The 26,357-nt window shown below is 69.7% G+C and carries 27 protein-coding genes; 17 read left to right on the forward strand and 10 right to left on the reverse strand.

Annotated features, from left to right (window positions below; all coding sequences use genetic code 11):
• Nucleotides 1-32: 32 nt before the first annotated feature.
• Together FSY66_RS00005 and FSY66_RS00010 are read right to left on the reverse strand one after the other, a co-directional pair.
• Nucleotides 33-470, reverse strand: coding sequence for an APC family permease (locus tag FSY66_RS00005; RefSeq protein WP_313955523.1), 438 nt, complete (start codon nt 468-470; stop codon nt 33-35).
• Nucleotides 471-575: 105 nt separating this feature from the next.
• Nucleotides 576-1,538 (reverse strand): AraC-like ligand-binding domain-containing protein, encoded by a 963-nt coding sequence (locus FSY66_RS00010; protein ID WP_144790050.1) that lies wholly within the window; start codon nt 1,536-1,538, stop codon nt 576-578.
• A 265-nt stretch (nt 1,539-1,803) separates the two neighbouring features.
• Between FSY66_RS00010 and FSY66_RS00015 the strand changes: the two genes are divergently transcribed.
• From FSY66_RS00015 to FSY66_RS00025, 3 genes are all read left to right on the forward strand, one after another.
• The gene (locus FSY66_RS00015) at nt 1,804-3,783 is read left to right on the forward strand and encodes a primary-amine oxidase (RefSeq protein ID WP_260853248.1); all 1,980 of its coding nucleotides are present in this window, start codon (nt 1,804-1,806) and stop codon (nt 3,781-3,783) included.
• A gap of 16 nt (nt 3,784-3,799) precedes the next feature.
• Nucleotides 3,800-4,219 (forward strand): hypothetical protein, encoded by a 420-nt coding sequence (locus FSY66_RS00020; protein ID WP_144790056.1) that lies wholly within the window; start codon nt 3,800-3,802, stop codon nt 4,217-4,219.
• Nucleotides 4,220-4,281: 62 nt separating this feature from the next.
• Entirely contained in the window at nt 4,282-5,826 is a 1,545-nt protein-coding gene (locus FSY66_RS00025) for a GMC family oxidoreductase (RefSeq protein WP_144790060.1), read from the forward strand.
• A gap of 60 nt (nt 5,827-5,886) precedes the next feature.
• On the opposite strand, the gene FSY66_RS00030 is transcribed toward FSY66_RS00025, so the two are convergent.
• The 3 genes from FSY66_RS00030 to FSY66_RS00040 all read right to left on the reverse strand — a co-directional run bounded on the left by FSY66_RS00030 (nt 5,887) and on the right by FSY66_RS00040 (nt 8,448).
• Nucleotides 5,887-6,492 carry a TetR/AcrR family transcriptional regulator gene (locus FSY66_RS00030; RefSeq protein WP_144790063.1) on the reverse strand — a complete coding sequence of 202 codons (606 nt, stop codon included), beginning with the start codon at nt 6,490-6,492 and terminating at the stop codon, nt 5,887-5,889.
• A 148-nt stretch (nt 6,493-6,640) separates the two neighbouring features.
• The gene (locus tag FSY66_RS00035) at nt 6,641-7,999 is read right to left on the reverse strand and encodes an AMP-binding protein (RefSeq protein WP_144790066.1); all 1,359 of its coding nucleotides are present in this window, start codon (nt 7,997-7,999) and stop codon (nt 6,641-6,643) included.
• A gap of 50 nt (nt 8,000-8,049) precedes the next feature.
• Nucleotides 8,050-8,448 (reverse strand): hotdog fold thioesterase, encoded by a 399-nt coding sequence (locus tag FSY66_RS00040; RefSeq protein WP_144790069.1) that lies wholly within the window; start codon nt 8,446-8,448, stop codon nt 8,050-8,052.
• A gap of 232 nt (nt 8,449-8,680) precedes the next feature.
• On the opposite strand from FSY66_RS00040, the gene paaA reads away from it, so the two are divergent.
• From paaA to FSY66_RS00070, 6 genes are all read left to right on the forward strand, one after another.
• Nucleotides 8,681-9,688, forward strand: coding sequence for a 1,2-phenylacetyl-CoA epoxidase subunit PaaA (gene paaA, locus FSY66_RS00045; protein WP_144790072.1), 1,008 nt, complete (start codon nt 8,681-8,683; stop codon nt 9,686-9,688).
• A 1-nt stretch (nt 9,689) separates the two neighbouring features.
• Nucleotides 9,690-10,016 (forward strand): 1,2-phenylacetyl-CoA epoxidase subunit PaaB, encoded by a 327-nt coding sequence (gene paaB, locus FSY66_RS00050; protein WP_144790075.1) that lies wholly within the window; start codon nt 9,690-9,692, stop codon nt 10,014-10,016.
• The gene (gene paaC, locus FSY66_RS00055) at nt 10,013-10,840 is read left to right on the forward strand and encodes a 1,2-phenylacetyl-CoA epoxidase subunit PaaC (protein WP_144790077.1); all 828 of its coding nucleotides are present in this window, start codon (nt 10,013-10,015) and stop codon (nt 10,838-10,840) included. The genes paaB and paaC overlap by 4 nt, the downstream gene beginning before the upstream one ends.
• A gap of 62 nt (nt 10,841-10,902) precedes the next feature.
• Complete coding sequence (gene paaD, locus FSY66_RS00060; protein WP_144790081.1) at nt 10,903-11,508, forward strand: 1,2-phenylacetyl-CoA epoxidase subunit PaaD; 606 nt, start codon at nt 10,903-10,905, stop codon at nt 11,506-11,508.
• Nucleotides 11,508-12,716 carry a 1,2-phenylacetyl-CoA epoxidase subunit PaaE gene (paaE, locus tag FSY66_RS00065; protein WP_144790085.1) on the forward strand — a complete coding sequence of 403 codons (1,209 nt, stop codon included), beginning with the start codon at nt 11,508-11,510 and terminating at the stop codon, nt 12,714-12,716. Before paaD ends, paaE begins: the two co-directional genes overlap by 1 nt.
• Nucleotides 12,717-12,754: 38 nt before the next feature.
• Nucleotides 12,755-13,528, forward strand: a complete 774-nt coding sequence (locus FSY66_RS00070) for an enoyl-CoA hydratase/isomerase family protein (RefSeq protein WP_144790086.1) — start codon at nt 12,755-12,757, stop codon at nt 13,526-13,528.
• Nucleotides 13,529-13,770: 242 nt separating this feature from the next.
• Here FSY66_RS00070 and FSY66_RS00075 read toward each other — a convergent pair whose 3' ends face one another.
• Genes FSY66_RS00075 through FSY66_RS00085 form a run of 3 tightly spaced genes read right to left on the reverse strand, consistent with a single transcriptional unit; the run spans nt 13,771 to nt 16,186 of the window.
• On the reverse strand, nt 13,771-14,100 hold the full coding sequence (locus tag FSY66_RS00075; RefSeq protein WP_141211077.1) for a DUF3817 domain-containing protein: 330 nt from the start codon (nt 14,098-14,100) through the stop codon (nt 13,771-13,773).
• The gene (locus tag FSY66_RS00080) at nt 14,097-14,669 is read right to left on the reverse strand and encodes a TetR/AcrR family transcriptional regulator (protein WP_094362961.1); all 573 of its coding nucleotides are present in this window, start codon (nt 14,667-14,669) and stop codon (nt 14,097-14,099) included. The genes FSY66_RS00075 and FSY66_RS00080 overlap by 4 nt, the downstream gene beginning before the upstream one ends.
• Before the next feature lie 17 nt (nt 14,670-14,686).
• A complete protein-coding gene (locus FSY66_RS00085) occupies nt 14,687-16,186 on the reverse strand; it encodes an MFS transporter (RefSeq protein ID WP_144790089.1) in 1,500 nt (499 codons plus the stop codon).
• A 332-nt stretch (nt 16,187-16,518) separates the two neighbouring features.
• On the opposite strand from FSY66_RS00085, the gene FSY66_RS00090 reads away from it, so the two are divergent.
• The 4 genes from FSY66_RS00090 to FSY66_RS00105 all read left to right on the forward strand — a co-directional run bounded on the left by FSY66_RS00090 (nt 16,519) and on the right by FSY66_RS00105 (nt 20,960).
• Nucleotides 16,519-17,121 (forward strand): recombinase family protein, encoded by a 603-nt coding sequence (locus FSY66_RS00090; RefSeq protein WP_017836496.1) that lies wholly within the window; start codon nt 16,519-16,521, stop codon nt 17,119-17,121.
• 1 nt (nt 17,122) lies between these two features.
• Nucleotides 17,123-18,517 (forward strand): Mu transposase C-terminal domain-containing protein, encoded by a 1,395-nt coding sequence (locus FSY66_RS00095; protein ID WP_144790090.1) that lies wholly within the window; start codon nt 17,123-17,125, stop codon nt 18,515-18,517.
• Nucleotides 18,514-19,332, forward strand: a complete 819-nt coding sequence (locus tag FSY66_RS00100) for an AAA family ATPase (RefSeq protein WP_017836498.1) — start codon at nt 18,514-18,516, stop codon at nt 19,330-19,332. The genes FSY66_RS00095 and FSY66_RS00100 overlap by 4 nt, the downstream gene beginning before the upstream one ends.
• Before the next feature lie 254 nt (nt 19,333-19,586).
• On the forward strand, nt 19,587-20,960 hold the full coding sequence (locus FSY66_RS00105; protein ID WP_144790755.1) for an MFS transporter: 1,374 nt from the start codon (nt 19,587-19,589) through the stop codon (nt 20,958-20,960).
• Nucleotides 20,961-21,008: 48 nt separating this feature from the next.
• Here the strand turns inward: FSY66_RS00105 and FSY66_RS00110 are convergent, their stop codons facing one another.
• Nucleotides 21,009-21,593 (reverse strand): PaaI family thioesterase, encoded by a 585-nt coding sequence (locus FSY66_RS00110; RefSeq protein WP_144790092.1) that lies wholly within the window; start codon nt 21,591-21,593, stop codon nt 21,009-21,011.
• Between the two features lie 221 nt (nt 21,594-21,814).
• Here FSY66_RS00110 and FSY66_RS00115 point away from each other — a divergent pair, with 221 nt between their 5' ends.
• Nucleotides 21,815-22,351: an NADPH-dependent FMN reductase gene (locus tag FSY66_RS00115; RefSeq protein ID WP_144790094.1), complete on the forward strand. Its 537-nt coding sequence runs from the start codon at nt 21,815-21,817 to the stop codon at nt 22,349-22,351.
• Nucleotides 22,352-22,422: 71 nt separating this feature from the next.
• Nucleotides 22,423-24,501 (forward strand): M13 family metallopeptidase, encoded by a 2,079-nt coding sequence (locus FSY66_RS00120; RefSeq protein WP_144790095.1) that lies wholly within the window; start codon nt 22,423-22,425, stop codon nt 24,499-24,501.
• A gap of 118 nt (nt 24,502-24,619) precedes the next feature.
• Here the strand turns inward: FSY66_RS00120 and FSY66_RS00125 are convergent, their stop codons facing one another.
• Complete coding sequence (locus FSY66_RS00125; protein WP_144790097.1) at nt 24,620-25,471, reverse strand: carbon-nitrogen hydrolase family protein; 852 nt, start codon at nt 25,469-25,471, stop codon at nt 24,620-24,622.
• Between the two features lie 109 nt (nt 25,472-25,580).
• Here FSY66_RS00125 and FSY66_RS00130 point away from each other — a divergent pair, with 109 nt between their 5' ends.
• On the forward strand, nt 25,581-25,976 hold the full coding sequence (locus tag FSY66_RS00130) for a YidH family protein (RefSeq protein ID WP_144790099.1): 396 nt from the start codon (nt 25,581-25,583) through the stop codon (nt 25,974-25,976).
• Nucleotides 25,973-26,308 carry a DUF202 domain-containing protein gene (locus FSY66_RS00135; RefSeq protein ID WP_144790101.1) on the forward strand — a complete coding sequence of 112 codons (336 nt, stop codon included), beginning with the start codon at nt 25,973-25,975 and terminating at the stop codon, nt 26,306-26,308. The genes FSY66_RS00130 and FSY66_RS00135 overlap by 4 nt, the downstream gene beginning before the upstream one ends.
• Nucleotides 26,309-26,357: the final 49 nt, after the last annotated feature.

Here is a 26,357-nt window from a genome sequence, read left to right on the forward strand (position 1 = left end):
ACTCGCATTCTCCGGCCCATTATGGGCCAGACTCAGCGTGTCCACCACTCAGGGTTCATCCCCCCCGCAAGGAATGACGAGAAGGCGAACCCGAACATCCCCGCGATCCCGATCTGCATGCAGTTGTACGCAATCACGGCGACCAGGGAAGCACCCACCCCGGTGGGCCGCCCGAGGCCTTTGGCGATGTAAGCGAAGAAGGCTCCGGCGTTGTGCACATGCTGCGACATCGCTCCGTAGCCGATCGAGAACAGCAGCAGGAGGACGCCGAGGACCACGAAGGACAGCGGAATGCCCAGCAGGCCGGTCACGGCGATATTGCTCGGGACCCCGCCGGCCATGACCGTCAACGGGGCCGAGGCGGCGACGATCGTGAAGACGAGCCCGGGGATGCCGATGCTGCGGGCGACCAGCGACTCTTCGGCGCTCGGCTCGCCCCGAGCGCCCCTGGTAGGGATGAGAGTAGCCATGGGATAGGTCCTCACTTCGGCATGTGATCTGTCCCATGGATTGTCCGCGTCGCCCGCCATCGCCGATTGCCCCTGAGCGAACAGGGCTTGACCGCGGGTGCACCCTCATCCGGCCTCCCGCCGCAGCCTGCCAGGGGCCACGCCGTAGCGGGCGCGGAAGACGCGTGAGAAGTGCGCCGGGTCCGCGAACCCCCATCGCGCGCCGATGACAGCCACGGGGCGATCCGCGCACCGTGCGTCCAGGAGCTCTTCGCGGCAGCGGGCGAGCCGTCGTTCCCGGATCAGCGCAGCCACAGTCTCCCCAGTGCCCTCGAACAGCAGATGCAGGGCACGCACAGAGATGAAGTGTGCTGCCGCGATACTCGCCGGCGTGAGGTCCGGATCCGTCAGATGCCGCTCGATGTGCTCGACGATCGCAGCTCTCTGCTTGGCGCGCACAGCCTCGCCGTGAACCGCATGCGTCGACCCCGTCCGACTCGCCTCAACCCCGAGAACGTCGCTGACGAGAGTGCCGAGCAGGTCAACCGCGTTGCGCGCCAGCCGCGCCTCCAGCGAGCCGGACAGGCCCGGCGCCAGATCCATGGCCTGGCGCAGAAAGGACGCGACTGCCGGCCCGAGGTGATGCTCTCCCTCCAATGCCGTGGCTGTCAGCTGGCGCGCCGACTCGGGAGCGACCCCCAGCCCGGAATGCGGGAGCATCAGCACGTGGGTTGAGAACTCGCCATCGAAGCTGAGCGTGTACGGGATCGAGGTGTCGTAGAGGGCCAGGCTCCCTGGCCCCAGCATGATCTCCCTGCCGTCCTGGATCAGCAGCCCGGTTCCGCTGCGCTGGAGGCTGAGCTTGAACCTGCCGAGCTCCTCCTTCCGGATCAGTTCAGGGGTCCTCAGCACGGTGTGCGGACCCGCCGTGACCGTGGCCATCTCGTTGGTCCGATCGCCGCACACCCCCACCGCGCCCCTGAACCCCGCCCCGCCCCTGCCGCCGGCTTCGATCTCGAGGGGCACGAACGCCTCGGACACCAGCCGGCGCCACGAATCGAAGTCCCGGACGACTTCACGTCGCTGCATGGTTGCCTCCGCCCTGGTTCAGGACTGTGACGCGCATCTCGATTCCGGACACTCTAGCGCTCACGCCATCCGCAGGAGGGGGCGGAACGTACGTGACGCGGCCACACCGGGGTGGATTGACGATCGGCGCACGATCCGACACCGATGCACGGATGACATATGACGTCCGTCACAGCCATTCCTAGAGTTGAGGGACCGTTCAGGGCCGAGGCCCTCACCGTTCTGCCCTCCCCGAAGAGCAATGAGCACGAGGAATGAGGACACCATGACCTCCCGAGACAAGACCACGGACAGCCGGATCGACGAGGGAGACTTCTCCCTGGCCAGCCGCGAGGAGATCGATGTGGTGGTGCAGGCGATGCGTGATGCAGCGTTGCTGCCCGAGAGCTCGCGGATCACCTATCTGGGCCTGCTCGACCCGCCTCGTGGAGAGCTTCGCGCCGAGATCTCGCACGATCGTCGTTTCCGTGCCTACATCCTGGACACCGAAGGCGGCCCCACGCTCGACGTGACCATCTCGGCCGCCCGCGGAGAGATCCTGCGAAGCGTGCAGGTGGATTCCAGCGAGAGCGGGGAGCAGCCCATCATGGAGGAGGAGTTCGAGGTCGTCGAAGCCGTCCTGGCACAGGACGAGCGCTGGCTGGCCGCCCTGGCCGCTCGGGGCCTTCCGGTCGAGGAGGTCAGGGTCGCACCCCTGTCAGCAGGTGTCTTCGAGTACGAGGAGGAGAAGGGCCGGCGGATCCTTCGCGGCCTGGCCTTCCATCAGCAGCACGAGACGGATTCGGCCTGGGCCCACCCGATCGACGGTCTCGTCGCCTACGTCGACGTCACGAACCGGTCCGTGGACCAGGTCCTCGACTTCGGGCCGGTTCCGATCCCCGAAGAGCACGGGAACTACACCGATCCCGAACTCACAGGCCCGGTCAGAACTTCCCAGAAGCCGATCCGGATCACTCAGCCGGAGGGTCCCTCTTTCACCGTTGAGGGAGGCAATCACGTCGAATGGGAGAAGTGGTCCCTCGACATCGGGTTCGACATGCGCGAGGGCCTCGTCCTCCAGAACATCGCTTTCGATGACGCACAGGGGCGTCGGCGCATTCTCGATCGGGCCTCGATCGCGGAGATGGTGGTGCCCTACGGCGATCCCTCCCCTGTGCGGTCGTGGCAGAACTACTTCGACACCGGTGAATACCTGGTCGGCCAGTGGGCGAACTCGCTCGAGCTCGGCTGCGACTGCCTGGGCGACATCACCTACCTCTCCCCATGGGTCGTGAACAACCGAGGAGAGGCGCGTCAGATCAAGAACGGCATCTGCATGCACGAGGAGGACTGGTCGATCCTCTCCAAGCACACCGACCTGTGGTCGGGGATCGCCTACACCCGGCGCAATCGTCGGCTCGTGATCTCCTTCTTCACCACGGTGGGCAATTACGACTACGGCTTCTACTGGTACCTCTACCTCGACGGGGCGATCGAGTTCGAGGCGAAAGCCACCGGCATCGTGTTCACCTCTGCGGTCCCCGACGGCACCACGGACTACGCCTCCGAACTGGCCCCCGGGCTCGGGGCCCCGTACCACCAGCACCTTTTCGGCGCGCGCCTGGACTTCGCGCTGGACGGCGGCACGTCCCGAGTCCTCGAGGAAGAAGCGGTGCGCCTCCCGTTCTCCGATGAGAACCCCCGTGGCAATGCCTTCACCCGCCGACGGACCGTCCTCGCCTCCGAACTCCAGGCTCAGCGCGATACGGACCAGTCGGCCGGGCGGAGCTGGGTCGTTCAGAGCGCCCAGCACACCAACCGCCTCGGCCACCCCGTCGGCTACCGACTGCTGCCTGCCGGACTGCCGACCCTGCTCGCGGCCGAAGGCTCCTCGATCCACCGGCGAGCGACCTTCGCGGCCAAGGCGCTGTGGGTCTCGCAGTATCACGAGGAGGAGCGCTACCCCACCGGGGACTTTCCGAATCAGCACTCCGGCGGCGCCGGGCTGCCGGAATGGACCCAGGCGGACCGCCCGCTGGACGGCGAGGACCTGGTCGTGTGGCACTCGTTCGGCCTGACGCACTTCCCCCGCCCGGAGGACTGGCCGATCATGCCCGTGGACCGTGTGGGCTTCCGCCTCCTTCCCGACGGGTTCTTCGACCGCTCGCCGGTGCTGGACGTCCCATCCCCGGAACCGGGATCGTGCCACGTCGGCGACGGGTCCGAGGCTTCGGAGTCCGATGATGGCTGCGGCTGTCAGCACTGAGTCGACCGCCCAGGGGATGACTCTGCCCTGGGCGTCCGGTGCCGCCGGTCTCAGCTTCGCCTCAGCGCCGGTGCATGTGTGGCTGCTGTTCACCCACCGGCACTCAGCCGTGATGGCCGCCGCCCTGTGCCTGATGACCGCGGCCTGCGCTCTGTGCGCCGTGCACAGCCTCAGAAGCAGGGCCGGCAATAAGACCCCCGGCCTGCGAGGTCTGCTGGTGATGGCAGATGCCATGGCCATCACGCATTCCCTCATGCTGTTCTCCCCCGGTGGAGCGGGACACGGACACCACGGCAGTCACGGGCCCCTCGTCTTATCGGCCTCGCCGAACACCGAATCCACCGGGGTCTCGCTCCTGCTCCTGGTCGGCCTGGAGCTGGCCGCAGCCATGTGCGCGGCGCTCGCGCTGCGGTCGCGTCGCCGCACCCTCGCTTGATCCCGGGAGTCGGCAGACCCGCCGGATCATCCCGACCCCATATCCCGATACGGAGAATCGCCATGAACACCGACACCTCGACCCGCCCATCCTCGGACTTCCTGGTGATCGGGGCCGGCTCCGCAGGGTGTGTGCTGACCCGACGACTGCTCGATGCAGGACATTCCGTCACTCTGGTCGAGGCGGGGGATCAGGACATCAATCCGGATATCGACGATGTATCACGGCTCGGGCTTCTCTGGGGATCCCCGGTCGACTGGAACTACTACACCGAGCCCCAGCCCGGTCTGGACGGCCGCCGTGTGCACCTCCCGCGGGGCAAGGTCCTCGGGGGGTCGCATGCGCTCAACGCAGCCATCTGGGTCCGAGGCGACCGCAAGGACTACGACGGCTGGGCAGACAACGGCTGCCCAGGGTGGGGGTGGAGCCAGGTCGAGCCGTACTTCAGGGCCATAGAGGCGTATCCGGACGGAGACCCCGATTCCCGGGGCCACGACGGCCCACTGGACATCACCACGCAGTACCCGCACCACCCGATCCAGCAAGCCATGTTCGACGCGACGGTTCAGGAAGGCATCCCCGAGAATCCCGACTACAACTCCGGAACAGTCGACGGGGTCGGATGGATGCAGCTCAATGTCCGCGACGGCAAGCGGTTCAACACCTGGCGCGCCAACCTGAAGCCGGTCGCAGATCACCCCCAGCTCAAGCTGGTCACCGGGGGCCATGTCCGCCGACTCATCGTCGAGGGCATGACGGTCACCGGTGTGCAGGTGACCGTCGAGGGCCAGGACATCGAGTGCTCAGCCGAGGAAGTCGTGCTCTGCGCAGGAGCCATCGGGTCACCGGAGCTCCTCCTGCGCTCGGGCATCGGCCCGGCAGCGCATCTCCGCGAGGTGGGCATCGATGCCGAAGGGGTCGGTCAGAACCTCCAGGATCATCTGCTGACGCCCGTCGTCTGCACCACGGCGCACCCGATGCCGACGCCGGAGGTGGCCGCTGCCCAGGTCCACTACTGGGCCAAGTCGGACGCGTCTCTGCCGACCCCCGACACCCAGCCCATCTTCTTCTCGGTGCCCATGTACACGACAACTGCCGGAGACCCGATGGCGGGCCCCGAGGAGGGCTTCTCCCTGCTCGCCGGCATCGTCCGCCCGGTTTCGCGAGGACGGCTCACCCTCTCCGGCCCGGGACGCGAAGACCCCGTGCGGATCGACCTCGGCGCCTTCGCAGCGGAGGAGGACATGCGGTCGATGCTGTTCTCGCTCCGGCAGTGCCGTTCGATCGTCCGCCAGCCTGCACTGGCGGAGCTGGGCGCGGCCGAGATCCATCCAGGCCCCTCGGTGGGTGATTCAGATGAGGAGCTCATGGCCTACATCCGAAGCACGACGACCACCTATCACCACCAGGTAGGGACCTGCGCCATGGGGCCCAGCGGCGGCGAGGCCGTCGTCGATCCGGAGTCCTTCCGCGTCCATGGTCTGCAGGGGCTGCGAGTGGCAGATGCCTCGATCATGCCGCGCGTCCCGACGGGCAACACCAATGCACCCTCGGTCCTCATCGGAGAGAAGGCCGCCGCCTCGATCACCGGCTCCGTGCCGTTCTGACGCGTCGCCAGACCCCGGCCTGACCTCATCCGAGGCGCCGGGGCCGCCGATCTTCTCCGCTCAGCGGGCTCGCAGGCCGCCCATCGCGATCTTCACGAGGGTGTCGGCGAGCTCGTCGGGGGTCCCGATGCCCTCGGGGCTGTACCAGTCCACGACGGAGTTGAGCATCCCCAGGACCAGGCGAGGGGCGGCCACGCCGCTGATGTCCGTCCGAAGGTCCCCGTCCTCCTGGGCGCGGACGATGAGCTCGCCGAGCTGCCGGGTGAAGACGCGGCGGCGCTTCATGGCCGCGAGCTCGACCTCCGAGTTGCCGCGCAGCCGCAGCAGCAGCGTCACATAGGGCATCTGCTCGACGAGCACGTGCACGGACCCGCGCAGGACGGCCTCGATGCGCTCCACGGCGGGCAGGCCGCCGCCCTGCACCTCCTCGAACATCGCCTCCAGGGCCCCCAGGGCGCGCTCGAGGGCGAGCTCGAGCAGCTCCTCCTTGGAGGAGACGTGGTGGTAGATCGCGGACTTGGTCACACCGAGCCGGTCGGCGAGGGCGCCCATGGACGTCGCGTCGTAGCCGTTCTCGTTGAAGACCTCCACGCACACGGACAGCAGCTGATCGCGGTCGTAGCCGGGCCGTCCGCGCTTGGCGGGACGCTGCGAGGACTCTGACATGGGGCCGCTTTCGACGGGGAGGACGACGACTGCCGCCCGTCGCCGGAGCGAGGAGCAGCGGGCGACCAGCTTACCGAGCCCCGGGCGAGCGGTACTCGGCCCGCGGCCCTGCGCTGCGGCCCGGAGGAGAGTGTGCCCCCTGCGCGTCTCAGCCCCGGTCGGTCGGCTTGGGGCGCTCGTCGTAGATGCGGCGGATCTTGCCCGAGGAGCGCTCCAGCGCCCCGGGCTCCTCGACGACGATCTCGGCCGAAGACCCGATCTGCGTCTTGATCTCGTGCTGCAGCGTGTGGGCGGCCTCCTGCGCGGTCTCGACGGAGACCGTCTCGCGGCGCTCGATGTGCACCGACATCCGGTCCATGCGCTCCGGGCGGGTGAGGCGCAGCTGGAAGTGCGGCGACAGCTCCGGGATCTTCAGCGCGAGCTCCTCGATCTGCGATGGGAACAGGTTCACCCCGCGCAGGATGATCATGTCGTCGGAGCGCCCGGTGATCCGGCCCATGCGGCGGTGGCCGGGTCGAGCCGTGCCGGGCAGCAGGCGGGTCAGATCGTGGGTGCGGTAGCGGATGATCGGCAGCGCCTCCTTGGTCAGTGCCGTGAACACCAGCTCCCCCGGGCGCCCCATCTCCAGGACCTCGTCGGTGAAGGGGTCGATGATCTCGGGGCGGAAGTGGTCCTCCCAGATGTGGGAGCCGTCCTTGGACTCCGCGGACTCGCCTGCCACGCCGGGGCCCATGACCTCGGAGAGGCCGTAGATGTCGGTGGCGGTCATGCCGCCGAAGGTCCGCTCGATCTCGCGGCGCATCTCCTCGGTCCAGGGCTCGGCGCCCAGCACGGCATGCCGGAGCGAGGTCTCGGCAGGATCCAGGCCGGCCCTCGTGAAGCCGTCGGCCACGGTGAGCAGGTAGGTGGGCGTCGAGAGGATGGCCTGCGGCTCGAAGTCGCGGATCATCTGGACCTGCTTCTCGGTCTGCCCGCCGGACATGGGGATCACGGTGCAGCCGAGGCGCTCGGCGCCGTAGTGGGCGCCGAGGCCCCCGGTGAACAGGCCGTAGCCGTAGAGGTTGTGCACCTTGTCGCCGGGACGGAGTCCGCTGAGCCGGAAGCAGCGGGCCACGAGCGTTCCCCAGGTCTGCAGGTCGTTCTCGGTGTAGGCCACCACGGTGGGCTGGCCGGTGGTCCCGGACGAGGCGTGGATGCGGCGGATCTGCTCCATGGGCACGGCGAAGCCCTTGAAGGGATAGGACCTCCGCAGGAACTCCTTGTCGGTGTACGGGAACAGCTTCAGGTCCTCGAGCTCTCGGAGGTCCTCCGGATGGACGCCGGCTTCGTCGTAGAGCTCGCGGTAGGCGGGGACGCTGTCGTACGCGTGGTGCAGTGTCCACCGCAGGCGCTCGAGCTGCAGCGACTCGATCTGATCCCGGCTCATGGTCTCCTCGGGATCCGGCGCGGTGCGGTCGTCGGGGATCGGGGCGGGCGCGTACGGGTTGCGGAGGCTCTCAGCGGCCATGGCGGACTCCTGTGCGGTCGGCGGGACGGGTACGGGGCAGGGCCGGGCCTTCAGCGCCGGTCGATGCGGCGGCAGCGCCCGCGGAACTCCGCGATGGTGCGCTCGCCGCTGCGCACGGTGATGTCGCAGAGGCCGCTGCGGCCGGCCTGGGAGATCAGGCGCCCCTCGGCCTCGAGGACCTCGCCCTCCCGGCTCTGCGCGAGGAAGTTGATGTCCACGCCGGTGGCGACGGTCATGGTGCCGTCGTCCTCCGTGGGGTGATTGCACGTCAGCGCGAAGCAGGTGTCCGCCATGGCGAACACCATCCCGCCGTGGGTGATCGCGAAGCCGTTGAGCATCTCCCGCTTCACGGTCATCCGGAGGATGCAGTGCCCCGGATCGGCACGGACCACCTCGATGCCCATCCACTGCGTCGCGTGGTCCTCGGCCAGAATGCGGTGCTCTGCCACCGTTCCTCCTTCGCTGCCGCCGGGCGTGCGCCCGGCGCGGACTGCGGACGGCGGAATTACCGAACGCATGGTCAGGAATCACAGCGAACCAGCCGGGCGGACCGCGTGTCAAGGGTCACATCCGGCCGGCTCGAGCCGTTGACCGCCCCGCCCCGCCGATCTATCCTGACCAAACGGTCAGTAATTGAGACGGACCCCGGCCGCCAGGCTCCGGGCCACGGAAGGACCCACCATGACCCAGCAGGAACCCCGCATCCACTCGGTCCCCGCGGGCTCCGACGTCGCAGAGGCCGCGGATCGCGAGGGCCAGGAGCACTTCGATCACCTCATCGGCCAGGACGCCCGCGTCGAGCCCCGGGACTGGATGCCCGCCGCGTACCGCAGGACGCTGACGCGCCAGATGTCGCAGCACGCGCACTCCGAGATCATCGGCATGCAGCCGGAGGCCAACTGGATCACGCGCGCCCCGTCGCTCAAGCGCAAGGCCATCCTCATGGCCAAGGTCCAGGACGAGGCCGGTCACGGGCTCTACCTGTACTCCTCCACCGAGACCCTGGGCACCCCGCGCTCCGAGCTCAACCAGCAGCTGCTCGACGGCCGCGCCAAGTACTCCTCGATCTTCAACTACCCGGCGCGCACCTGGGCCGACATCGGGGCGATCGGCTGGCTCGTGGACGGCGCGGCGATCTGCAACCAGGTCCCGCTGTGCCGCGCCTCCTACGGCCCGTACGGACGCGCCATGGTGCGGATCTGCAAGGAGGAGTCCTTCCATCAGCGCCAGGGCTGGGAGATCCTCTGGGAGCTCTCGCACGGCACCCCGGCGCAGAAGCAGATGGCGCAGGACGCGGTGGACCGCTTCTACGGCCCCGCGCTGCAGATGTTCGGCCCGCCGGACGCCGACTCCCCGAACTCGCAGCAGTCGATGGCCTGGAAGATCAAGCGCTTCTCCAACGACGAGCTGCGCCAGCGCTTCGTCGACATGATCGTCCCCCAGGCCGAGGCCCTCGGGCTCACCCTCCCGGATCCGGACCTGGAGTGGAACGAGCAGCGGCAGCACTACGACTACGGCGAGCTGGACTGGGACGAGTTCTTCGCCGTCGTCAAGGGCCGCGGTCCGTGCAACGTCCAGCGCATGCAGCGGCGCCGCCGGGCCCACGAGGAGGGCGCCTGGGTCCGCGAGGCCGCGGCCGCCTACGCCGAGAAGTCCACCCGCACGACCGCCGAGCTGAGGGGAGCCTGAGATGGCCGAGCAGAACGAGGGGCAGCAGCCGGGCAGCCCGCAGGCCCGCGACCAGTGGCCGCTGTGGGAGGTGTTCGTGCGCTCGTCGCGCGGGCTGTCCCACGTGCATGCCGGATCGCTGCATGCCCCGGACGCCACCATGGCCGTGCGCAACGCCCGCGATCTCTACACCCGCCGCAACGAGGGCACCTCGGTGTGGGTCGTCCCGTCCGAGGCGGTCACCGCCTCCGACCCCGATTCGAAGGGCGGCTACTTCGAGTCCCCGGCCGGCAAGGCCTATCGCCACGCCACCTACTACACCCGCAGCGAGGGGGTGAAGCACCTGTGAGCTTCGCATCCACCGACTCCGCGACCGTCCAGTCCGCCGGCGACGCCATCACCCCGGAGGACGTCGCCGCGCAGGACCGCCGCGCCGACGAGGGCATCGCCCGCTATGCCCTGATGCTCGGCGACGACGCCCTGATCCTGGCCCAGCGCCTGGGCCACTGGATCTCGCGGGCCCCCGAGCTCGAGGAGGACGTCGCCCTGGGCAACATCGCCCTCGACCTCCTCGGCCACGCCCGCTTCCTCCTGACCTACGCCGGCAGCGCCTGGGGGGAGACCGAGGACGATCTGGCCTACTTCCGCGACGAGGAGCAGTTCCGCTCGTGCCGCCTGGTCGAGCAGGAGAACGGCGACTTCGGGCAGACCATCGCCCGGCAGCTGATCTTCAGCGCGTACCAGAACGAGCTCTACCGCGGCCTGAGCGCGTCGACGGATCCGACGCTGGCCGCCGTGGCCGCCAAGGCGGCCAAGGAGGTCGAGTACCACCTGGATCACGCGATCCAGTGGACGCTGCGCCTGGGACTGGGCACGGAGGAGTCCGCCCGCCGCATGCAGGCCGGCCTGTGGGCCCTGTGGCCCTATGTCGACGAGCTCTTCCTGGACGTCGAGGCCGCGACCGGGCTCGGCGACCGGGCCGTGCTGCCGTCGACGCTGCGCGAGCCCGCCATGGCCCGCATCACCGCGGTCCTCGACGACGCCGGGCTGCAGATCCCGCAGGTCGAGCCGGCCTTCGGCTCCGATCGCACCGGGCGGTTCTCGGAGCAGCGCGGCTACATCCTCGCGGAGATGCAGGTGCTGGCGCGCCGACACCCCGGCGCGACCTGGTGACGGAGCCGTCGTCGACGGACCCCCCGATCGGCGGTCGGCATTTCGAAGGAGGCGAGCAGACCATGACCACCGCACCCCGCGACGAGCTCTTCCCGCCCGTCGTCGACCTGATCCAGGACCCCGACGCCCTCCCGCGCCCCACGGGCGACGACATCCCCGTGCGCAGCGACGGCCTGCGCCCGGAGGACGCCGAGTCCGCACGGGTCTGGGACGTCGCCGCCACGGTCGCGGATCCGGAGATCCCGGTGCTGTCGATCGCCGATCTGGGCATCCTGCGGGCGGCCCGGATCGACGACGGCGCGGCCGTCGTCGTCATCACGCCGACGTACTCCGGCTGCCCGGCCATGGACACGATCTCCGCGGACGTCCGCGAGGCCCTGGCCCGGGACGGCTTCGAGCGCGTGCGGCTCGAGACCGTCCTGGAGCCCGCGTGGACCACCGACTGGATGACCGACGAGGGCCGGGCGCGGCTCGAGGCCTACGGCATCGCCCCGCCGACCGGGCGCAGCGCGGCCGGCGGGAAGGTCGGGCTGTCGCTGTCCGTGCGCTGCCCGCACTGCGGGTCGCCCTCCACCCGGGAGCTGACCCGCTTCGGCTCCACGTCCTGCAAGGCCCTGTGGGTCTGCCGGTCCTGCCACGAACCCTTCGACCACTTCAAGGTGCACTGATGAGCGAGAACACCACGACCGCGCAGGACGCCCCCGACCAGGCCGCCGCGGCTCCCGGCCGCCGCCGCGCGACGTTCAACACCCTCCCCGTCTCGGAGATCCGCCGGCTGACGGCCGACGCCGTCGAGGTCGCCTTCGCGGTGCCCGAGCACCTCCAGGACGACTACGACTACGCCCCGGGCCAGTACGTGGCCCTGCGCCGCGAGATCGACGGCCGGGAGGTCCGGCGCTCGTACTCGATCTGCTCGGCCCCCCGGCGCGGCGAGGTCCGCGTGGCCATCAAGAAGAGCCTCGGCGGCCTGTTCTCGACCTGGGCGAACGAGCAGCTGCAGGTGGGCGACGAGCTCGAGGTCATGAACCCGCAGGGCGCCTTCACCTCCCGGGCGGCCTCGGGGACGACCATCACCTCGATGAACGACGCCGAGCGCGTGGCCGCCGAGGAGGTCGCCCGCAAGCAGGACGTGCACCTCGTGGCCTTCGCCGCCGGCTCGGGCATCACCCCGATCATGGCGATCGCCCGGGCCGTGCTCAGCGCCTCGGACACCTCGACGGTGGACCTGGTCTACGCCAACCGCTCGTCCGCCGACGTCATGTTCGCCGAGGAGATCGGCGACCTGAAGGACCGCTCGCCGGCACGGTTCGCGGTCCACCACATCCTCTCGCGCGAGCAGCGCATCAATCCGCTGCACTCCGGGCGGGTGGACCAGCAGCGCCTCGACAGCCTGCTCGACGAGGTCCTGCAGGCCGAGCGCACCGACGAGTGGTTCCTGTGCGGGCCGTTCGAGCTCGTGCAGATGTGCCGCGACGCCCTGGCCGCGCGCGGGGTGCCCGAGGAGAACGTGCGGTTCGAGCTGTTCACCACCGGGACCCCCGAGAACCCGCAGGGCCAGGCCGGACGCGCCGTGATCGCGGATCCGTCGGGCAAGCAGGTCTCGATCACCTTCACCCTGGACGGGCTGACCTCGGAGGTCGACTCCCCCGCCGCTGCCCACGAGACCGTGCTCAACGCGGCGCTGCGGGCTCGTCCCGACGTCCCGTTCGCGTGCGCCGGCGGCGTGTGCGGCACGTGCCGCGCCCAGGTCACCGACGGCGGGTTCGAGATGGCCGAGAACTACGCGCTGGAGAAGGACGAGATCGAGGCCGGCTACGTCCTGACCTGCCAGACCCGCCCCACGGGCGAGGCGCTGAGCCTCACCTTCGACGCCTGAGCCCGCCGCTGCCGAGCACCGCCGACCCAGGAGGACCCATGATCGAGCTGAGCATCCAGGACGACGTCGCCGAGGTCGTGCTGAGCGCGCCGCAGAAGATGAACGCCCTGGATCCCTCGGCCCTGGCCGAGCTCTCGGAGGCCTACCGGGAGGCCGCGGACGCGGGAGTCCGCGCCCTGCTGCTGCGCGGCGAGGGCCGGGGGTTCTGCGCCGGGCGCGACATCTCGGACATCGACCCGGCCACGGACGACGCCCTGGGCTATCTCGAGGGCCGGGTGACGCCGCTGCTGCGGCAGATGGCGGAATTCCCCGCGCCCACGTTCGCGGCGGTGCAGGGAGCCTGCCTGGGGGTCGGCCTGGGTCTGGCGATCGCGACCGATGTCGTCTACGTCGCCGACGAGGCCCGGATCGGCTCGCCGTTCGCGAACCTCGGGGCCACGCTGGACTCCGGCGGCCACGCGCTGTTCACCGAGCGGCTCGGCGCGCACCGGACCCTGGATCTGATCTACACCGCCGAGCTGATGTCGGGGGCCGAGGCGGTGCGCTCGGGGCTGTTCTCCCGCTCGGTCCCGCAGGACGAGCTGCTCGGCTTCACCCGCGAGCGCGTCCGGAGCGCGGCCGCCGGGGCCACGGGCGCCTTCCTCGCCTCGCGGCGCCTGGTGGCGCAGATCCGCGACGAGCGGATCGGGCTGTGGGCGTCGATGGCCCAGGAGAACCGGGCCCAGGACGAGCTGTGCCGCACCGCCGACTACGCCGAGGGCTTCGCGGCCTTCCAGCAGAAGCGCAAGCCCGAGTTCACCGGACGAGGCTGATCCGGCCGCTCCGACGGCGCGCTGCGCACCGGCGCCCCGCTCCCCCTGTGCCGAGCACGGGAGGAGCGGGGCGCCGTCGTTCACGGCCCCTCGCATGGCCGTCCGCTGTGACCTTCGCCGGTAAATGGCGGTGTTCTGTCGATGCTCCGTGGCGGCTTTAGTTGGTGGTACCGATGACAAGCGTGGTCTGGCCGTCCGTGGTCGAGAGTCCTGCCGCCGATGCGAGGGCGGCAGTGTCATCGTCAGCAGCTGAGGTGTCCTCGTCGACGTAGCCAGATCTCCAGGGGAATGGTCGTCAGTGGCGGTACCGCGGCGATGATCGAGAGAGCTGTGACCCGCCATGGCCACCGCAGGGTGATGGCGGTGATGAGCGCTATGGCGAGGTAGATGAGGAACATGCCGCCGTGCAGGGCGCCGAAGATGCTGACACCGACGTCGGTTGTGCCCGTCACGTACTTGAGGAACATCCCCGCGAGCAGACCAGCCCAGGTGAAGGCTTCGAGAAAGGCCGCGACGATGGAGACTCTTGCCACAAGCGGAAGTCCATAACGCTGCTGGGTGCTTACGCTCATTGGTTCGCCTCGTTGCTCGGGAGTTCGTCTGCGTCCGCGACGGAGCGGGCGAGGTGCTCTGCCAGCGCGGCGCGCAGCTTGTGGTGTAGTGGGATCGCGCCGACGGATTCGCTGAGCCAAAGACCGTCGGCAGCGAGGTAGGCGACCATCTTCTGCAGTGCCCGAGGGTCGGTCGGGTCGATGCTGGCGGGGTCGGGGACCCAGCGAGTGATGACTCGTTTCCACGGCTTGCTGAGCTCGCTGTCGGTGCTCGCTTCGAGCATAAGCAGTAACTCCGCGCCGGTGGCGCCGCGGGCGCTGACTCGGGCATAGGCGGCGAGTCGCTCATCCTGCGATGCCTCATCCGGGTCCTTGCCCAGTGCGTGGATCATCTCCTCGTCCCAGTGCTGGGCTTGATGTTCGTGCAGCGCGAGCATCATGGCGTCCTTCGAGGGGAAGTGGTAGAGCAGCCCGCCTTTGGTGAGTCCGGAGGCGGCGGCGACGGATTCGTACGTGAGCGCCGTGACGCCGTCGGTCTCGACAACGCTGAGGGCGGCCTTGAGGATCGTGTCCCGTTTACTGGTCCGCATGGGCGGTCCTTTTTCGGTCAGTGCTCGGAGTGCAGCTGTGACTGGGTGCCAGGCAGGTACCGGCGCAGAAGCACTCCGGTGATGACTGCGCCCACCGCGAGAACGACTGCGACGACCAGCATCACAACGAGGTAGGCGGAGTCGAAAGCCGTCGCCGCCGCCTGGAGGATCTCTGCGTCACCCTGCGCAGCAGCCTGTGCCTCAGCGATGCTGTTGCCAGCCGCGTCCGGGGCGCCGTCGGGTAGAACGACGCGGGCGCTGTAGATAGCCGTGAGCAGGCTCCCGAGCACGGACACTGCAATGAGGCTGCCGAACTCGTAGGAGACTTCTTCGATCGAGGCGGCCATGCCTGCTCGGCGCACCGGCACGTTCCCGATAATCGCGGTGGAGGCGACCGCCACGGCGGCTCCGATACCAGCTCCGGTCAACAGCAGTCCGAGGATCAGCACGCCGAAGGACGACTGGAATCCGATGACCGTCACCACGACGCCGCCGGTGGCGAAGGCGAGACCGCCGGTGATGAGCGCGAGCAGTCCGGTGCGGTGCAGGAACGCGCCCCCCAGGAGCGCTGTCGGCAACGCGCCCACGGCGATCGCGGCGACCAAGAGCCCAGCTTCCAGCGGGCTGAATCCGGCGACCTGCTGGAATCGCTGCGTGGTGACGAGCTGGATGCCCCCGATCGCGAACATCGCGAACGACGCGGCCAGCACTCCGGCAGTGAACGCCGGGTTGCCGAAGATGGAGAACTCCAACAGAGGTTGCTCCATACCTCGCTGACGGCGCACGAACAGCCAGAACCCGATGGCAGCAACGAGCAGCGCAACAATGATGGTCGTTGCCGAAGGCGGCGCGTGGCCGATCTCTTTGATGGCCATCACCGTTCCGACAAGCCCGATCATCACCAAGATCGAGGAGATGGCATCCCATCGCTTCGAGGGATCCGGGTCGTTGGCCGGGCGGATCAGCCAGGTAGCGACCAGCGCCAGCACCACAACGGGCACGTTGATCAAGAACACCGAGCCCCACCAGAAGAACTCAAGGAGTGTGCCGCCAATAATCGGGCCGAGGGCGAACCCGATGACCGACATACTTCCCCAGACCGCGATGGCGATATTGCGCTCACGCTCGACCGTGAAAGTGGTGCGGATCAGCGCCAGGGTGGCCGGCATCATCGCTGCCGCACCGACAGCGAGCACAGCACGCGCAGCGATCATGACCTCGGGTGACGGAGCGAACGCTGCCAGCAGGGAAGCCAGTCCGAAGATCACCAGACCGACAACAAACATCCGCGTGTGGCCGATGCGATCCCCCAGGGTTCCGCTGCCCAGCAACAGCCCCGCCATCACCAGGGGGTAGGCATTGATGATCCAGAGGTTCTGTGTGTTCGAAGCCTGCAGTTCCTCAGTCAGCGTCGGCAGGGCCGTGTAGAGAATCGAGTTATCCAAGGTGATCAGCAGCAGACCTGCTCCAACCGTCACCAGCAGCGACCAGCGTCGCCTCTTCGTCATCGCGGACATGCGCGTCTTCCCCTCGTCGTGAACGACATAACTGTACCAGATGGATGGTGTAGTTAAGTCGACGGAGGGAGAGACTCACGGCGCGCGCTATGCATGGCGTGCGGGCGGCGAAGCTTGGAAGGTTTTAGAGCGAAGGCGCGGCACTTCGATGCAGGCAAAACCGGACGAGCTGGTGCCTCAGTTGAGTACAGGTTTATGAGACTTTCAGCGGGTGGTCGGCCTCAGGTTCGCTTCCTGCGTGAACGCGCTCTCGGGATTGTCTTGCGAAGTCGTCTCGACGGAAAGTGCCTCAAGGCGGTGACTTCCAGGACTTTCTGCACCATGCTGGGGGTATGAGGCTTCTGGGATATACGCGGGTGAGCACGGCGACGCAGGACGCGCAGCTGCAAGTCGATGCGCTGGTGGAGGGCGGGGTGCAGAAGCGGGACGTGTTCTCCGATGTGACCTCGGGTAGCCGGACCGCGATCGAGCGACCGGGGATGAAACGTCTGCTGGACTACGCCGAGGACGGCGACACGGTGGTGGTGTGGCGCATCGACCGGCTGGGCCGGTCCCTGCTCGACGTCCTGAATACGGTCACGCTGCTGCGCGGCCAGGGCGTGAAGATCAGATCGGTCTCGGACGGGATCGACCCGGAGACGACGTCGGGCCGGATGATGCTGGGCATGCTCGCGACCCTGGCCGAGTACGAGCGCGAGCTGATCACCGAACGGGTCAATGCCGGGATCGCCGCGGCGAAGCAGAACGGCACCCGCTTCGGCCGACCCCCGGTCGACCCGGCCGTGATCGCGGAGAAGCTCGAAATCGCGGGCGATGCCCGCGCGAAGGGCCGCACCGCCGAGGACGCCGCCCGACTCGTCGGCTGGTCCCGGGCGACGCTCTATCGCCATCGGCAGGCGGCCCGTGCCCGCGAGGCCGTCGCCGAGCAGGTGTGAGGTGGACGGGCCGGCGCGGTGGCGCATCCTGCGGCTGCACGTCGAGGACGGTATCCCGCTGAGCGCCCTGGCCCGGGAGACCGGGATCAGCCTGCGCACCCTGGAGCGCTGGCACGCCCGCTACCGTGCCGACGGGTACGCGGGCCTGGAGACAGGCCAGCGCTCGGACGCCGGCGCCCACCATCTGCCCAGGGAGCTCGTGCGGTTGATCGAGGGCCTGGCGCTCAGCAAGCCCCGGCCTGCGATCGCCACGATCCACCGCAAGGTCACCGACATCTGCGGTACCCGAGGGTGGCCGGTGCCCTCCTACGGGGTGGTCCGCTCGATCGCGGGTGCCCTCGATCCGGGCATGGTCACCCTCGCCCTGGAGGGCGCGGCGTCCTACTGGGACAAGCACGAACTGGTGCTGCGCCGGCACGCCGAGCAACCGAATGCGATGTGGCAAAGTGACCACACGCTGCTCGACATTCTCGTGGTGGGCGCCGACGGCAAACCAGTCCGCCCCTGGCTGACGACGATCCTCGATGACTGCTCCCGCGCGATCTGCGGCTACACCGTCTTCCTGGGTGCGCCGTCCGCGATGAACACCGCCCTGGCGCTGCGGCAGGCTATCTGGCACAAGAGCGACCCCGCGTGGCCGATGTGCGGGCTGCCGGACGTGCTCTATGTCGACCACGGCAGTGACTTCATCAGCCGCCACCTCGCCGGCACCGCTGTTGACCTGCACATCCGGCTGATCCACTCCACCGTCGCCCGTCCCCAGGGCCGGGGCAAGATCGAGCGGTTCTTCGGCACCGTCAACACCGAGCTTCTCGCTGACCTGCCCGGCCACATCACCGAGGGCCATCCCGCGCCGACGCCGAAGCTGTCCCTGGCCGAGCTCGACAGCGCGGTGGAGGGGTTCGTGGCCACCTACAACGACCGGATCCACAGCGAAATCGGCACCTCGCCGCGCACCGCGTGGATCGCCGAGGGCTGGCTGCCGCGCATGCCCGAGAGCCTGGAAGACCTCGACGGGCTGCTGCTCACGGTCGCCCAGTCCCGGGTGGTGCGCCGTGATGGCATCCGCTTCCAGGGGCTGCGCTACGTCTCCCCGACGCTGGCCGGCTACGTCGGACGGTCAGTAGTGATCCGCTACGACCCGCGCGATATCACTGAGATCCGCGTGTTCGACCACGACGAGTTCCTGTGCAAGGCCGTCAACCAGGACCATCACGACGAGAAGATCAGTCTCAAGGAGATCCAGGCTGCCCGCAACGCGCGCCGTCGCGCCCTGCGCCAAGGCATCAATGAACGGATCGCCGTCGTCGCCGCGCACACCACTGAGACGCCATCGACAGCCGAGCCGCCGGCGCCGCGGCGGAAGTTGAAGGTCTACAAGGAGGACTTGAGGTGAGCCAGCGCTTCATCGTGACCAAAGAGCACCGCCGCTTCACCGAGTTCGCCGACGCTGTCCGCCGCGGCCACACCATCGGTCTGTGCTTCGGACCGGCCGGGGTGGGCAAGACGCTGTCCGCGCGCCGCTACGCCCACTGGGAGAAGGCCTATGACCTGCTGACCTATTGGGGTCCGCGCGCCGACAGCGACGCCAAGATCTACGCCGCCCTCGCTCGGAGTCGTACCGTGCTCTACACCCCCAGCGTGCTCACCACCCCACGGGTGCTGAAGGATGAACTCGACCAGGCGATCACCCGCACCAATATCTGCATCGAGCAGCATCTGGAGGCAGTCGGTCAGATCACCCCGCAGACGTGGGGCCGACGGCACGGCAGGAACCACGTGCAGCTGGTCATCGTCGATGAGTCCGAACGGCTCCGCCCCACCGCGCTGGAGCTGCTGCGCGATCGCTACGACCGCGACAACATCGCCTTGATCCTGATCGGCATGCCCGGGCTGGAGAAGCAGTTCAGCCACTACCCGCAGTTCTACAGTCGTGTCGGCTTCGCCCACCAATACCGGCCCCTGGGCACGGACGAGCTGCTGTTCGTCCTCCAGCGCCACTGGCGCTCCCTGGGCAAGACCCTCGACCCCGAGGACTTCACCGACGCGCAAGCCATCGCTTCCATCACCCGCATCACCCGCGGGAACTTCCGACTGCTGGAGCGGCTCTTCCCGCAGATCGAGCGCGTCCTGAAGATCAACGAGCTCGACACCATCACCAACGACGTCATCGAAGCCGCCGCCAGCACCCTCGTCATCGGCACCACCTGAACAAAGACCGCCACTGAGCATCGACAGAACACCGCCATTTAACAGCGAAAGTCACAGCCGTCCGCCGCGCCCGCATTTCGTACACGAAATCAGCGGCCATGCACGTGCTTCTTGCCGCGATCCGGCAGAGGGGTGTTCCGCATCACATAGAATCGTATATGGTTCGGGACATCGCTCCCGACCCCCGGCCCGTCCACGAGCTCGGCATCCCATCCGTCGTGGCCCGCACGGCCGGCACGACCCCAGGAGACACCATGTCCCACACCCCCGGAGCAGACTCCGCCGCGCCGCCCCCGCAGGACGCCGAGCGCTCGCCGGACCAGCGGCGCGAGGAGCGCAAGGTCCTGGCGGGGACCATGGTCGGCACCACGATCGAGTGGTACGACTTCTTCATCTACGCCCAGGCCGCCGCGCTCATCCTCGGGCCGCTGTTCTTCGAGCCGCTCGGCACCACCGGCGCCCAGATCGCCTCATGGCTCTCGCTGGGCATCTCGTTCCTGGTCCGCCCGATCGGCGCGATCGTCGCCGGCCACGTCGGGGACCGCTACGGCCGCAAGGTCGTCCTCGTCATGACCCTCGTGGGCATGGGCGCGGCCACCGTGCTCATCGGCCTGCTGCCCACGTACGCGCAGATCGGCGCCGCGGCCCCGATCCTGCTCGTGCTGCTGCGCCTGGTCCAGGGCTTCTCGGCCGGCGGCGAATGGGGCGGGGCGGCCCTGATGTCCGTGGAGCACGCGCCCTCGCACCGCCGCGGCTGGTTCTCCGGCTTCCCGCAGATCGGCGTCCCCGCCGGGATGGTGCTCGCCTCCCTCATGACCTTCGGCCTCTCCACGGTCATCTCGGAGGAGGCCTACTTCTCCTGGGGCTGGCGGGTCCCGTTCCTCATCTCCTTCGTGCTGATCCTCATCGGCCACATCATCCGCAGCACCGTGCAGGAGTCGCCGGTGTACACCGAGATGCAGAAGCTGAAGAAGGACGCCTCCGCCCCGCTGTCCACGCTCTTCCGCTGCCACTGGAGGACCGTGCTGCAGGCGGCGCTGATCTTCGCCGGCAACAACGCGGCCGGCTACCTCGTGATCTCCTACCTCTCGCGCTACGGCACGACCCACCTGGGCATGGAGCGCACGGACACGCTGATCGCCTCGCTCGTGGGCGGCATCCTGTGGCTCGTGTTCACCCTGTGGGGCGCTCGGATCACGGACCGGATCGGCCGCGTGCTGACCTTCCAGCTCGGCTACGTCCTGCTGATCCTGTGGGCAGTGCCCATGTGGTTCCTGCTGGACACCGGGGCGCTGCCGGTCTTCATCCTGGCGATCGTCGTCCTGACGCTGGCCCTCGGCCCCACGCAGGGCGCCCTCCCGGCCCTGTTCGCCGAGATGTTCCCGGCCGGCGTGCGCCTGTCCGGGCTGTCCATCGGCTACGCCCTGGGCTCCGTGATCGGCGGCGCGTTCGCGCCGCTCATCGCGGATCTGATCCTCGGCTCGACCGGCCAGGGCTGGCCGATCGGCCTCTACATCGCCGGCGTCAGCCTCATCTCGCTCATCGCCGTCTCGCTGGTCCCCAGGTCGCTCCAGGGACGCGACCTGCAGGCCGAGCGGGCCGACGAGTCGCCCCTCCACGACGGCTGACCCGCTCCCTCCACGTGCCGCGCGGAAGGCAGGGGCGGTGCGGGGGGGTCAGACCTCCTTCAGGAAGCATGTGACCCGGATCGTGGAGATCCGGCGCTGGTCCCTCTGCGCGCGCACCGTCACCTCGTAGGTGGCCACGGACCGCCCGAGCTGGAGGGCCTCGGCCGTCGCCACGACCCAGCCGCTGCGGGCCGAGGAGTGATGCGTGGCGCTGACCTCCAGCCCCACGGCCACCCGCCCCAGGGCGGCCCCGTGGATGAAGGAGCCCATGGAGCCCAGCGACTCGGCCAGCGAGATCGTGGCCCCGCCGTGCAGCAGGCCGACCGGCTGGCGATTGCCCTCGACCGGCATGCGCGCGATCACTCGCTCGGCCGAGGCCTCGAGGTACTCGATCCCGAGCTTCTCGCTGAGCTCCCCGCCGTGCGCATTCAGCGCGGCCGCCTTGTCCTCGGCCTGGGCGAGCCGGGCGAGCGCCTCGGGGATGCCCGCCTCCGCGAGCGCCCGCGCACCGGCCTCGGCCCCGCCGGCGCCCCTCGGGGAGACCCTGCGGGCATCCGGCGGGGTCGGATCCTCGTGGGCGACGGGCGCGGACTGCACGGGCTCGGCGGACGAGTGCGGCGCGGGCTCGGTCATGGCGGCTCCTCTGGGACGGGTCGGCGACGGGCGCCGAACGTGATCTGCTCCACACGGTACCGCCCGACTCGCCCCGGGCGCAGGGCCGGCGCCCGCGGATCGGCGACCGGCCGGACGTGCGCCATGTCATATCCGACGCGCTGGACAGCCGCTCCGGTCGCAATAGATGATGTATCACGTATAGTTGGCCGGGGACGGCCGGGAGACCTGAGGAGGCAGCAGTGAGGATCGGCATCATCGTGGGAAGCGTCCGGGACGAGCAGAACGGCGCGGCCGTGGGCCGGTGGGTCCTCGAGCACGCCCGCGCGAAGGGCGGCGCGGAGTTCGAGCTCGTCTCCCTCAAGGACTACGAGCTGCCCGTGCTCACGTCGGCGACGCTGCCCGCGATGGCCGGCAAGTCCTACGACTCGCAGCAGGTCCAGGCCTGGTCGGACGCGATCGACGCCCTCGACGGCTACATCTTCGTCACCCCGGAGTACAACCACGGCGTCCCCGGCGGGTTCAAGAACGCGGTGGACTCCCTGGGCCCCGAGTGGAACGGCAAGGTCCTGGGCCTGGTCGGCTACGGCGCCGTGGGCGGCGTCCGCGCGGTCGAGCAGTGGCGGCTGATCATGGCCAACTTCTCCCAGACCGTCGTGCGCGCGGCCGTGGACCTCAGCCTCTTCGTCGACTTCGCCGACGGGGCGGTCGTCGACTCGGACCCCAAGGTCGCGACCCTGCACGGCATGATCGACGAGATGACCGCCGCCCGCGCATGAGCCCCGCGGCGCGCGTTACGCGCACGGCGATGGCGGCGCCTGCGCCGTCGGCCCCGCACTAGCCTGGCGGTATGACCGACAGCACCGCCACGCCCGGACACGAGCCCGCCGATCCGCCGGAGGAGGCGCTGACCTCCCTCGACGCCACGACCTTCGACCGCACGGCCCGCCCGCAGGACGACCTCTTCCGCTTCGTCAACGGGCCGTGGCTGCGGGAGGCGCAGATCCCCGAGGACAAGGCGCTGATCGGCGCCTTCGTCGTGCTGCGCGACCGCGCCGAGGAGGCCGTGCGCGAGATCGTGACCGAGGAGCCCGGCGAGGACCCGGACCCGATCCGCGCCAAGATCGCGGATCTCTATGCGTCCTACATGGACGAGGACCGCCTCGAGGCCCTGGGCGCGCAGCCGCTGGCCGAGGACCTCGAGGCCGTGGACGCGGTCGAGGACGTCGAGGGGCTGAGCCGCCTGTTCGGCCGGCTGCTCTCCCGCGGCGTCTCGTCGATCCTCGGCGTGGACACCGATGCCGACCCGGGCGATCCCACCCGCTCCCTCGTGTTCGTGGGGCAGTCCGGACTGGGCCTGCCGGACGAGGAGTACTACCGCGAGGCCCAGCACACCGAGATCCGCGAGAAGTACCGCGAGCACATCGCGCGCATGCTCGAGCTCGCCGGGCGCAGCCGCGCCCACGACGAGGCCGAGCGGATCTTCGGGCTCGAGACCGAGATCGCGCAGCGGCACTGGGACAAGGTCGAGGTCCGCGATCTCACCAAGATGTACAACCCGAAGTCCATGGACCAGCTCCAGGAGCTCGGCAGGCGGCTCGACTGGCGGGCCATGCTCCAGGAGGGCCTGGGGCTGCCCGACTCCGCGGTCGAGACCGTCGTGAACCAGCAGCCCTCGTTCTTCTCCGAGCTCGATCCGCTGATCCACGAGGCGCGCCTGGAGGACTGGAAGTCCTGGGCCCGCTGGCGGGTCATCGACTCCCGCGCGGCCCATCTGTCGTCGGACTTCGTGGAGGCGGACTTCGCGTTCTACGGCACGGTGCTCTCGGGCACCCCCGAGCTCAAGGAGCGCTGGAAGCGCGGCGTCGGACTGGTCAACGGCGTGCTGGGCGAGGCCGTGGGCCGCGTCTACGTTCAGCGCCACTTCTCCCCGACCGCCAAGTCCCGCATGGACGAGCTGGTCCAGAACCTCCTGTCCGCCTACCGCCAGTCGATCGAGACCCTGGACTGGATGACGGAGCCCACGCGCGCGGAGGCGCTGCGCAAGCTCGCATCGTTCACGCCCAAGATCGGCTACCCGGAGCAGTGGAAGGACTACTCCCAGCTCGAGATCCGCGCCGACGACCTCGTGGGCAACATCGTGCGCACCTCCGAGTTCGAGCGCGCCGAGCTGATCCGCAAGGCCGGGAGGCCGATCGAGAAGCACGAGTGGCTGATGACCCCGCAGACGGTCAACGCCTACTACCACCCGCTGCGCAACGAGATCGTCTTCCCGGCGGCCATCCTGCAGCCGCCGTTCTTCGACGAGGAGGCCGAGGACGCCGTGAACTACGGCGGCATCGGCGCGGTGATCGGCCACGAGATCGGCCACGGGTTCGACGACAAGGGCTCGACGGCCGACGGCGAGGGCCGCCTGCGCAACTGGTGGACCGACGAGGACCGCGCGGCCTTCGAGGAGCGCACCGAGCGCCTGGTCAGCCAGTACGACGGGCTCGTCCCGGACCAGCTCGCCGACCGCCCGGAGCCCCCGACGGTCAACGGCCGCATGACCCTGGGCGAGAACATCGGCGACCTGGGCGGGCTGTCCATCGCCTACAAGGCCTGGGCGCTCTCCCGCGGCATCGTCGAGGCGGCCGACGACCCCGACGAGGCGCGCGACCACGTCTCCGCCGACCCGCAGGCCTTCGACGAGCAGGACGACGACGGCTTCACCCCCGCGCAGAAGCTGTTCCTGTCCTGGTCCTTCGTCTGGCAGCAGAAGGCCCGCGACGAGACCACGGCCCAGCGCCTGGCCATCGACGTGCACTCCCCCAACGAGTTCCGCGCCAATCAGACGGCGCGCAACGTGGATGCCTTCCACGAGGCCTTCGGGACCACGGAGTCGGACCTGATGTGGCTCGACCCGCAGGAGCGCGTGCGCATCTGGTGATCGCGCTCGCGGCGACAGCCCGCGGCGCGGCGACGACGGCGGCCCGCCCTCATGATCGAGGGCCGGCCGCCGTCGTCATGTCCTGAGGCTCGCCGCAGCCCCGGGGGCGGTCCCCGGGTCAGCCGGCGGAGTGCTGAGCCGCGGTCTGCCGGTCGGCGTCGGCGCCGAGCGGCTGATCGGCGAGCTCGCCGCTGCGGAAGCGGCGGTTGGCCAGCGACGGGACGGTCCGGCGGACCTCGTCGACCCGCTCGGGGTCGATCTGCGCGACGAGCAGCCGCTCCCCCTCCTCGACCCGGGCGGTGAGCCCGCCCAGCGGGTCGCGGACCTGGGAGTGCCCGACCGTGTGGTCGTTGGACGTGTCCGCCGCGGCGATCCAGAGGGTGTTCTCGATGGCGCGCGCGGAGAGCAGGGTCTCCCACTGGCGGACCTTGTCCTCGCCCGAGAACCAGGCGGCGGGCACGAGCACGAGCTGCGCGCCGTCGTCGGCCAGGTGCCGGTAGAGCTCGGGGAAGCGCAGGTCGTAGCAGGTGCTCAGCCCGATGCGCAGCCCGGCGACCTCGATGCTCGCGGCGCCGGAGTCCCCGGGGCGGATGCGCTCGGACTCCTGATAGGAGAAGGCGTCGTAGAGGTGCAGCTTGCGATAGGTCGCCAGCAGGCCGCCATCCGCTCCCACGGCCACCAGGGTGTTGTAGGGGCGGTGGTCGTCGGAGGGCTCGTAGGCCCCGGCGACGATCGCGATGCGCTGCTGGTGGGCGAGCTCCTGCAGCGAGGCGACGAACGTGTCCCACTCCTCGGCCACGATCTCGGCGAAGCGGTCCTCGACCCCGCTCTCCACGCCGAGCATGGACTCCTCCGGGAAGACCACGAGATCCGCGCCGCGGGCAGCGGCATCGGTGACGAGGCGTCGGATGGTCCCCAGGTTGGCGGCCACGGACGGCGCGGGGTCGGTCTGCGCGAGGGCGAGGCGCATGGCGGCTCCTCCTTCGTGATGGGCGTCGGAACCGAGCCTAGAGCCCCCCGCTGCAGCGCCCGCGCCCGTGACCTCCGGTTGCGCCCCCGCTGCCGGTAGCGTCGCGGGCATGAGCCGCAGCACCGACGACAGCGCACCGTCCGGACGCCCCGCCCTGTCGCTGCGGCTGCTCGGCGGCGGCCGCGAGCCGGACCCGCGCTTCACCCTGGCCAACGAGCGCACCTTCCTGGCCTGGATCCGCACCGCCCTCGGCCTGCTGGCCGGCGGGATCGCGCTCGAGGCCTTCGCCGGCGGGGCGATCCCCGCGCCCGTGCGCGTCGGCCTGGCGGCGGGGCTCATCGCGCTGTCCATGCTCGTGGCGGTCTCGGCGATCGTGCGCTGGCTGCGCGTCGAGCGTGCCATGCGCCGCGAGCGCCCGCTGCCGGTCTCCGTCATGGCCCCGCTGCTGGCCCTGGGCACGGCCTCCGCGGGCGGGGTCCTGATCGGCGTCCTGATCGGCCGATGAGCCGCGCCGCCGATGGGCCGATCCACGACGACCCGGGCCTGCAGCCCGAGCGCACGTCCCTGTCCTGGGCCCGGACCCTGCTCTCGCTCGTGGCCGCCTCGGCCCTGCTGCTGCGCTGGCTGCCGCAGCACGGCTGGGCGATCGCGCTCCCCCTGGCCGCGGCCGCCGTGCTGGCCCTGGCGATCTGGCTGCGCCAGGGCCGGCGCTACCGGCGCGGAGCGCGGGGCATCGCGGGCGAGTCGGCAGCGCCCGATCCGCTCGAGGTCCTGGGCGTGGGCGGGGCCGTCGTGGTGCTGGGCGCTCTGAGCCTGGCCACGGTCCTGTGGGCCTGAGACCCTCCCCGCCGATGCGCGAGGGCCCCGGTCCCCCGGGGCCCTCGCG

It is taken from the genome of Kocuria palustris, assembly GCF_007666205.1.
Lineage (GTDB): Bacteria > Actinomycetota > Actinomycetes > Actinomycetales > Micrococcaceae > Kocuria > Kocuria palustris_A.

What these genes read in the sequence shown, in the direction of transcription:
- FSY66_RS00005 (WP_313955523.1), bottom strand. Translation starts at nt 470, where the DNA reads ATGGCTACTCTCATCCCTACCAGGGGCGCTCGGGGCGAGCCGAGCGCC.
- FSY66_RS00025 (WP_144790060.1), top strand. Translation starts at nt 4,282, where the DNA reads ATGAACACCGACACCTCGACCCGCCCATCCTCGGACTTCCTGGTGATC.
- FSY66_RS00070 (WP_144790086.1), top strand. Translation starts at nt 12,755, where the DNA reads ATGATCGAGCTGAGCATCCAGGACGACGTCGCCGAGGTCGTGCTGAGC.
- paaA (WP_144790072.1), top strand. Translation starts at nt 8,681, where the DNA reads ATGACCCAGCAGGAACCCCGCATCCACTCGGTCCCCGCGGGCTCCGAC.
- FSY66_RS00075 (WP_141211077.1), bottom strand. Translation starts at nt 14,100, where the DNA reads ATGAGCGTAAGCACCCAGCAGCGTTATGGACTTCCGCTTGTGGCAAGA.
- FSY66_RS00080 (WP_094362961.1), bottom strand. Translation starts at nt 14,669, where the DNA reads ATGCGGACCAGTAAACGGGACACGATCCTCAAGGCCGCCCTCAGCGTT.
- FSY66_RS00020 (WP_144790056.1), top strand. Translation starts at nt 3,800, where the DNA reads ATGACTCTGCCCTGGGCGTCCGGTGCCGCCGGTCTCAGCTTCGCCTCA.
- FSY66_RS00015 (WP_260853248.1), top strand. Translation starts at nt 1,804, where the DNA reads ATGACCTCCCGAGACAAGACCACGGACAGCCGGATCGACGAGGGAGAC.
- FSY66_RS00090 (WP_017836496.1), top strand. Translation starts at nt 16,519, where the DNA reads ATGAGGCTTCTGGGATATACGCGGGTGAGCACGGCGACGCAGGACGCG.
- paaD (WP_144790081.1), top strand. Translation starts at nt 10,903, where the DNA reads ATGACCACCGCACCCCGCGACGAGCTCTTCCCGCCCGTCGTCGACCTG.
- FSY66_RS00110 (WP_144790092.1), bottom strand. Translation starts at nt 21,593, where the DNA reads ATGACCGAGCCCGCGCCGCACTCGTCCGCCGAGCCCGTGCAGTCCGCG.
- FSY66_RS00010 (WP_144790050.1), bottom strand. Translation starts at nt 1,538, where the DNA reads ATGCAGCGACGTGAAGTCGTCCGGGACTTCGATTCGTGGCGCCGGCTG.
- FSY66_RS00120 (WP_144790095.1), top strand. Translation starts at nt 22,423, where the DNA reads ATGACCGACAGCACCGCCACGCCCGGACACGAGCCCGCCGATCCGCCG.
- FSY66_RS00135 (WP_144790101.1), top strand. Translation starts at nt 25,973, where the DNA reads ATGAGCCGCGCCGCCGATGGGCCGATCCACGACGACCCGGGCCTGCAG.
- paaE (WP_144790085.1), top strand. Translation starts at nt 11,508, where the DNA reads ATGAGCGAGAACACCACGACCGCGCAGGACGCCCCCGACCAGGCCGCC.
- FSY66_RS00125 (WP_144790097.1), bottom strand. Translation starts at nt 25,471, where the DNA reads ATGCGCCTCGCCCTCGCGCAGACCGACCCCGCGCCGTCCGTGGCCGCC.
- FSY66_RS00035 (WP_144790066.1), bottom strand. Translation starts at nt 7,999, where the DNA reads ATGGCCGCTGAGAGCCTCCGCAACCCGTACGCGCCCGCCCCGATCCCC.
- FSY66_RS00085 (WP_144790089.1), bottom strand. Translation starts at nt 16,186, where the DNA reads ATGTCCGCGATGACGAAGAGGCGACGCTGGTCGCTGCTGGTGACGGTT.
- FSY66_RS00105 (WP_144790755.1), top strand. Translation starts at nt 19,587, where the DNA reads ATGTCCCACACCCCCGGAGCAGACTCCGCCGCGCCGCCCCCGCAGGAC.
- FSY66_RS00030 (WP_144790063.1), bottom strand. Translation starts at nt 6,492, where the DNA reads ATGTCAGAGTCCTCGCAGCGTCCCGCCAAGCGCGGACGGCCCGGCTAC.
- FSY66_RS00130 (WP_144790099.1), top strand. Translation starts at nt 25,581, where the DNA reads ATGAGCCGCAGCACCGACGACAGCGCACCGTCCGGACGCCCCGCCCTG.
- paaB (WP_144790075.1), top strand. Translation starts at nt 9,690, where the DNA reads ATGGCCGAGCAGAACGAGGGGCAGCAGCCGGGCAGCCCGCAGGCCCGC.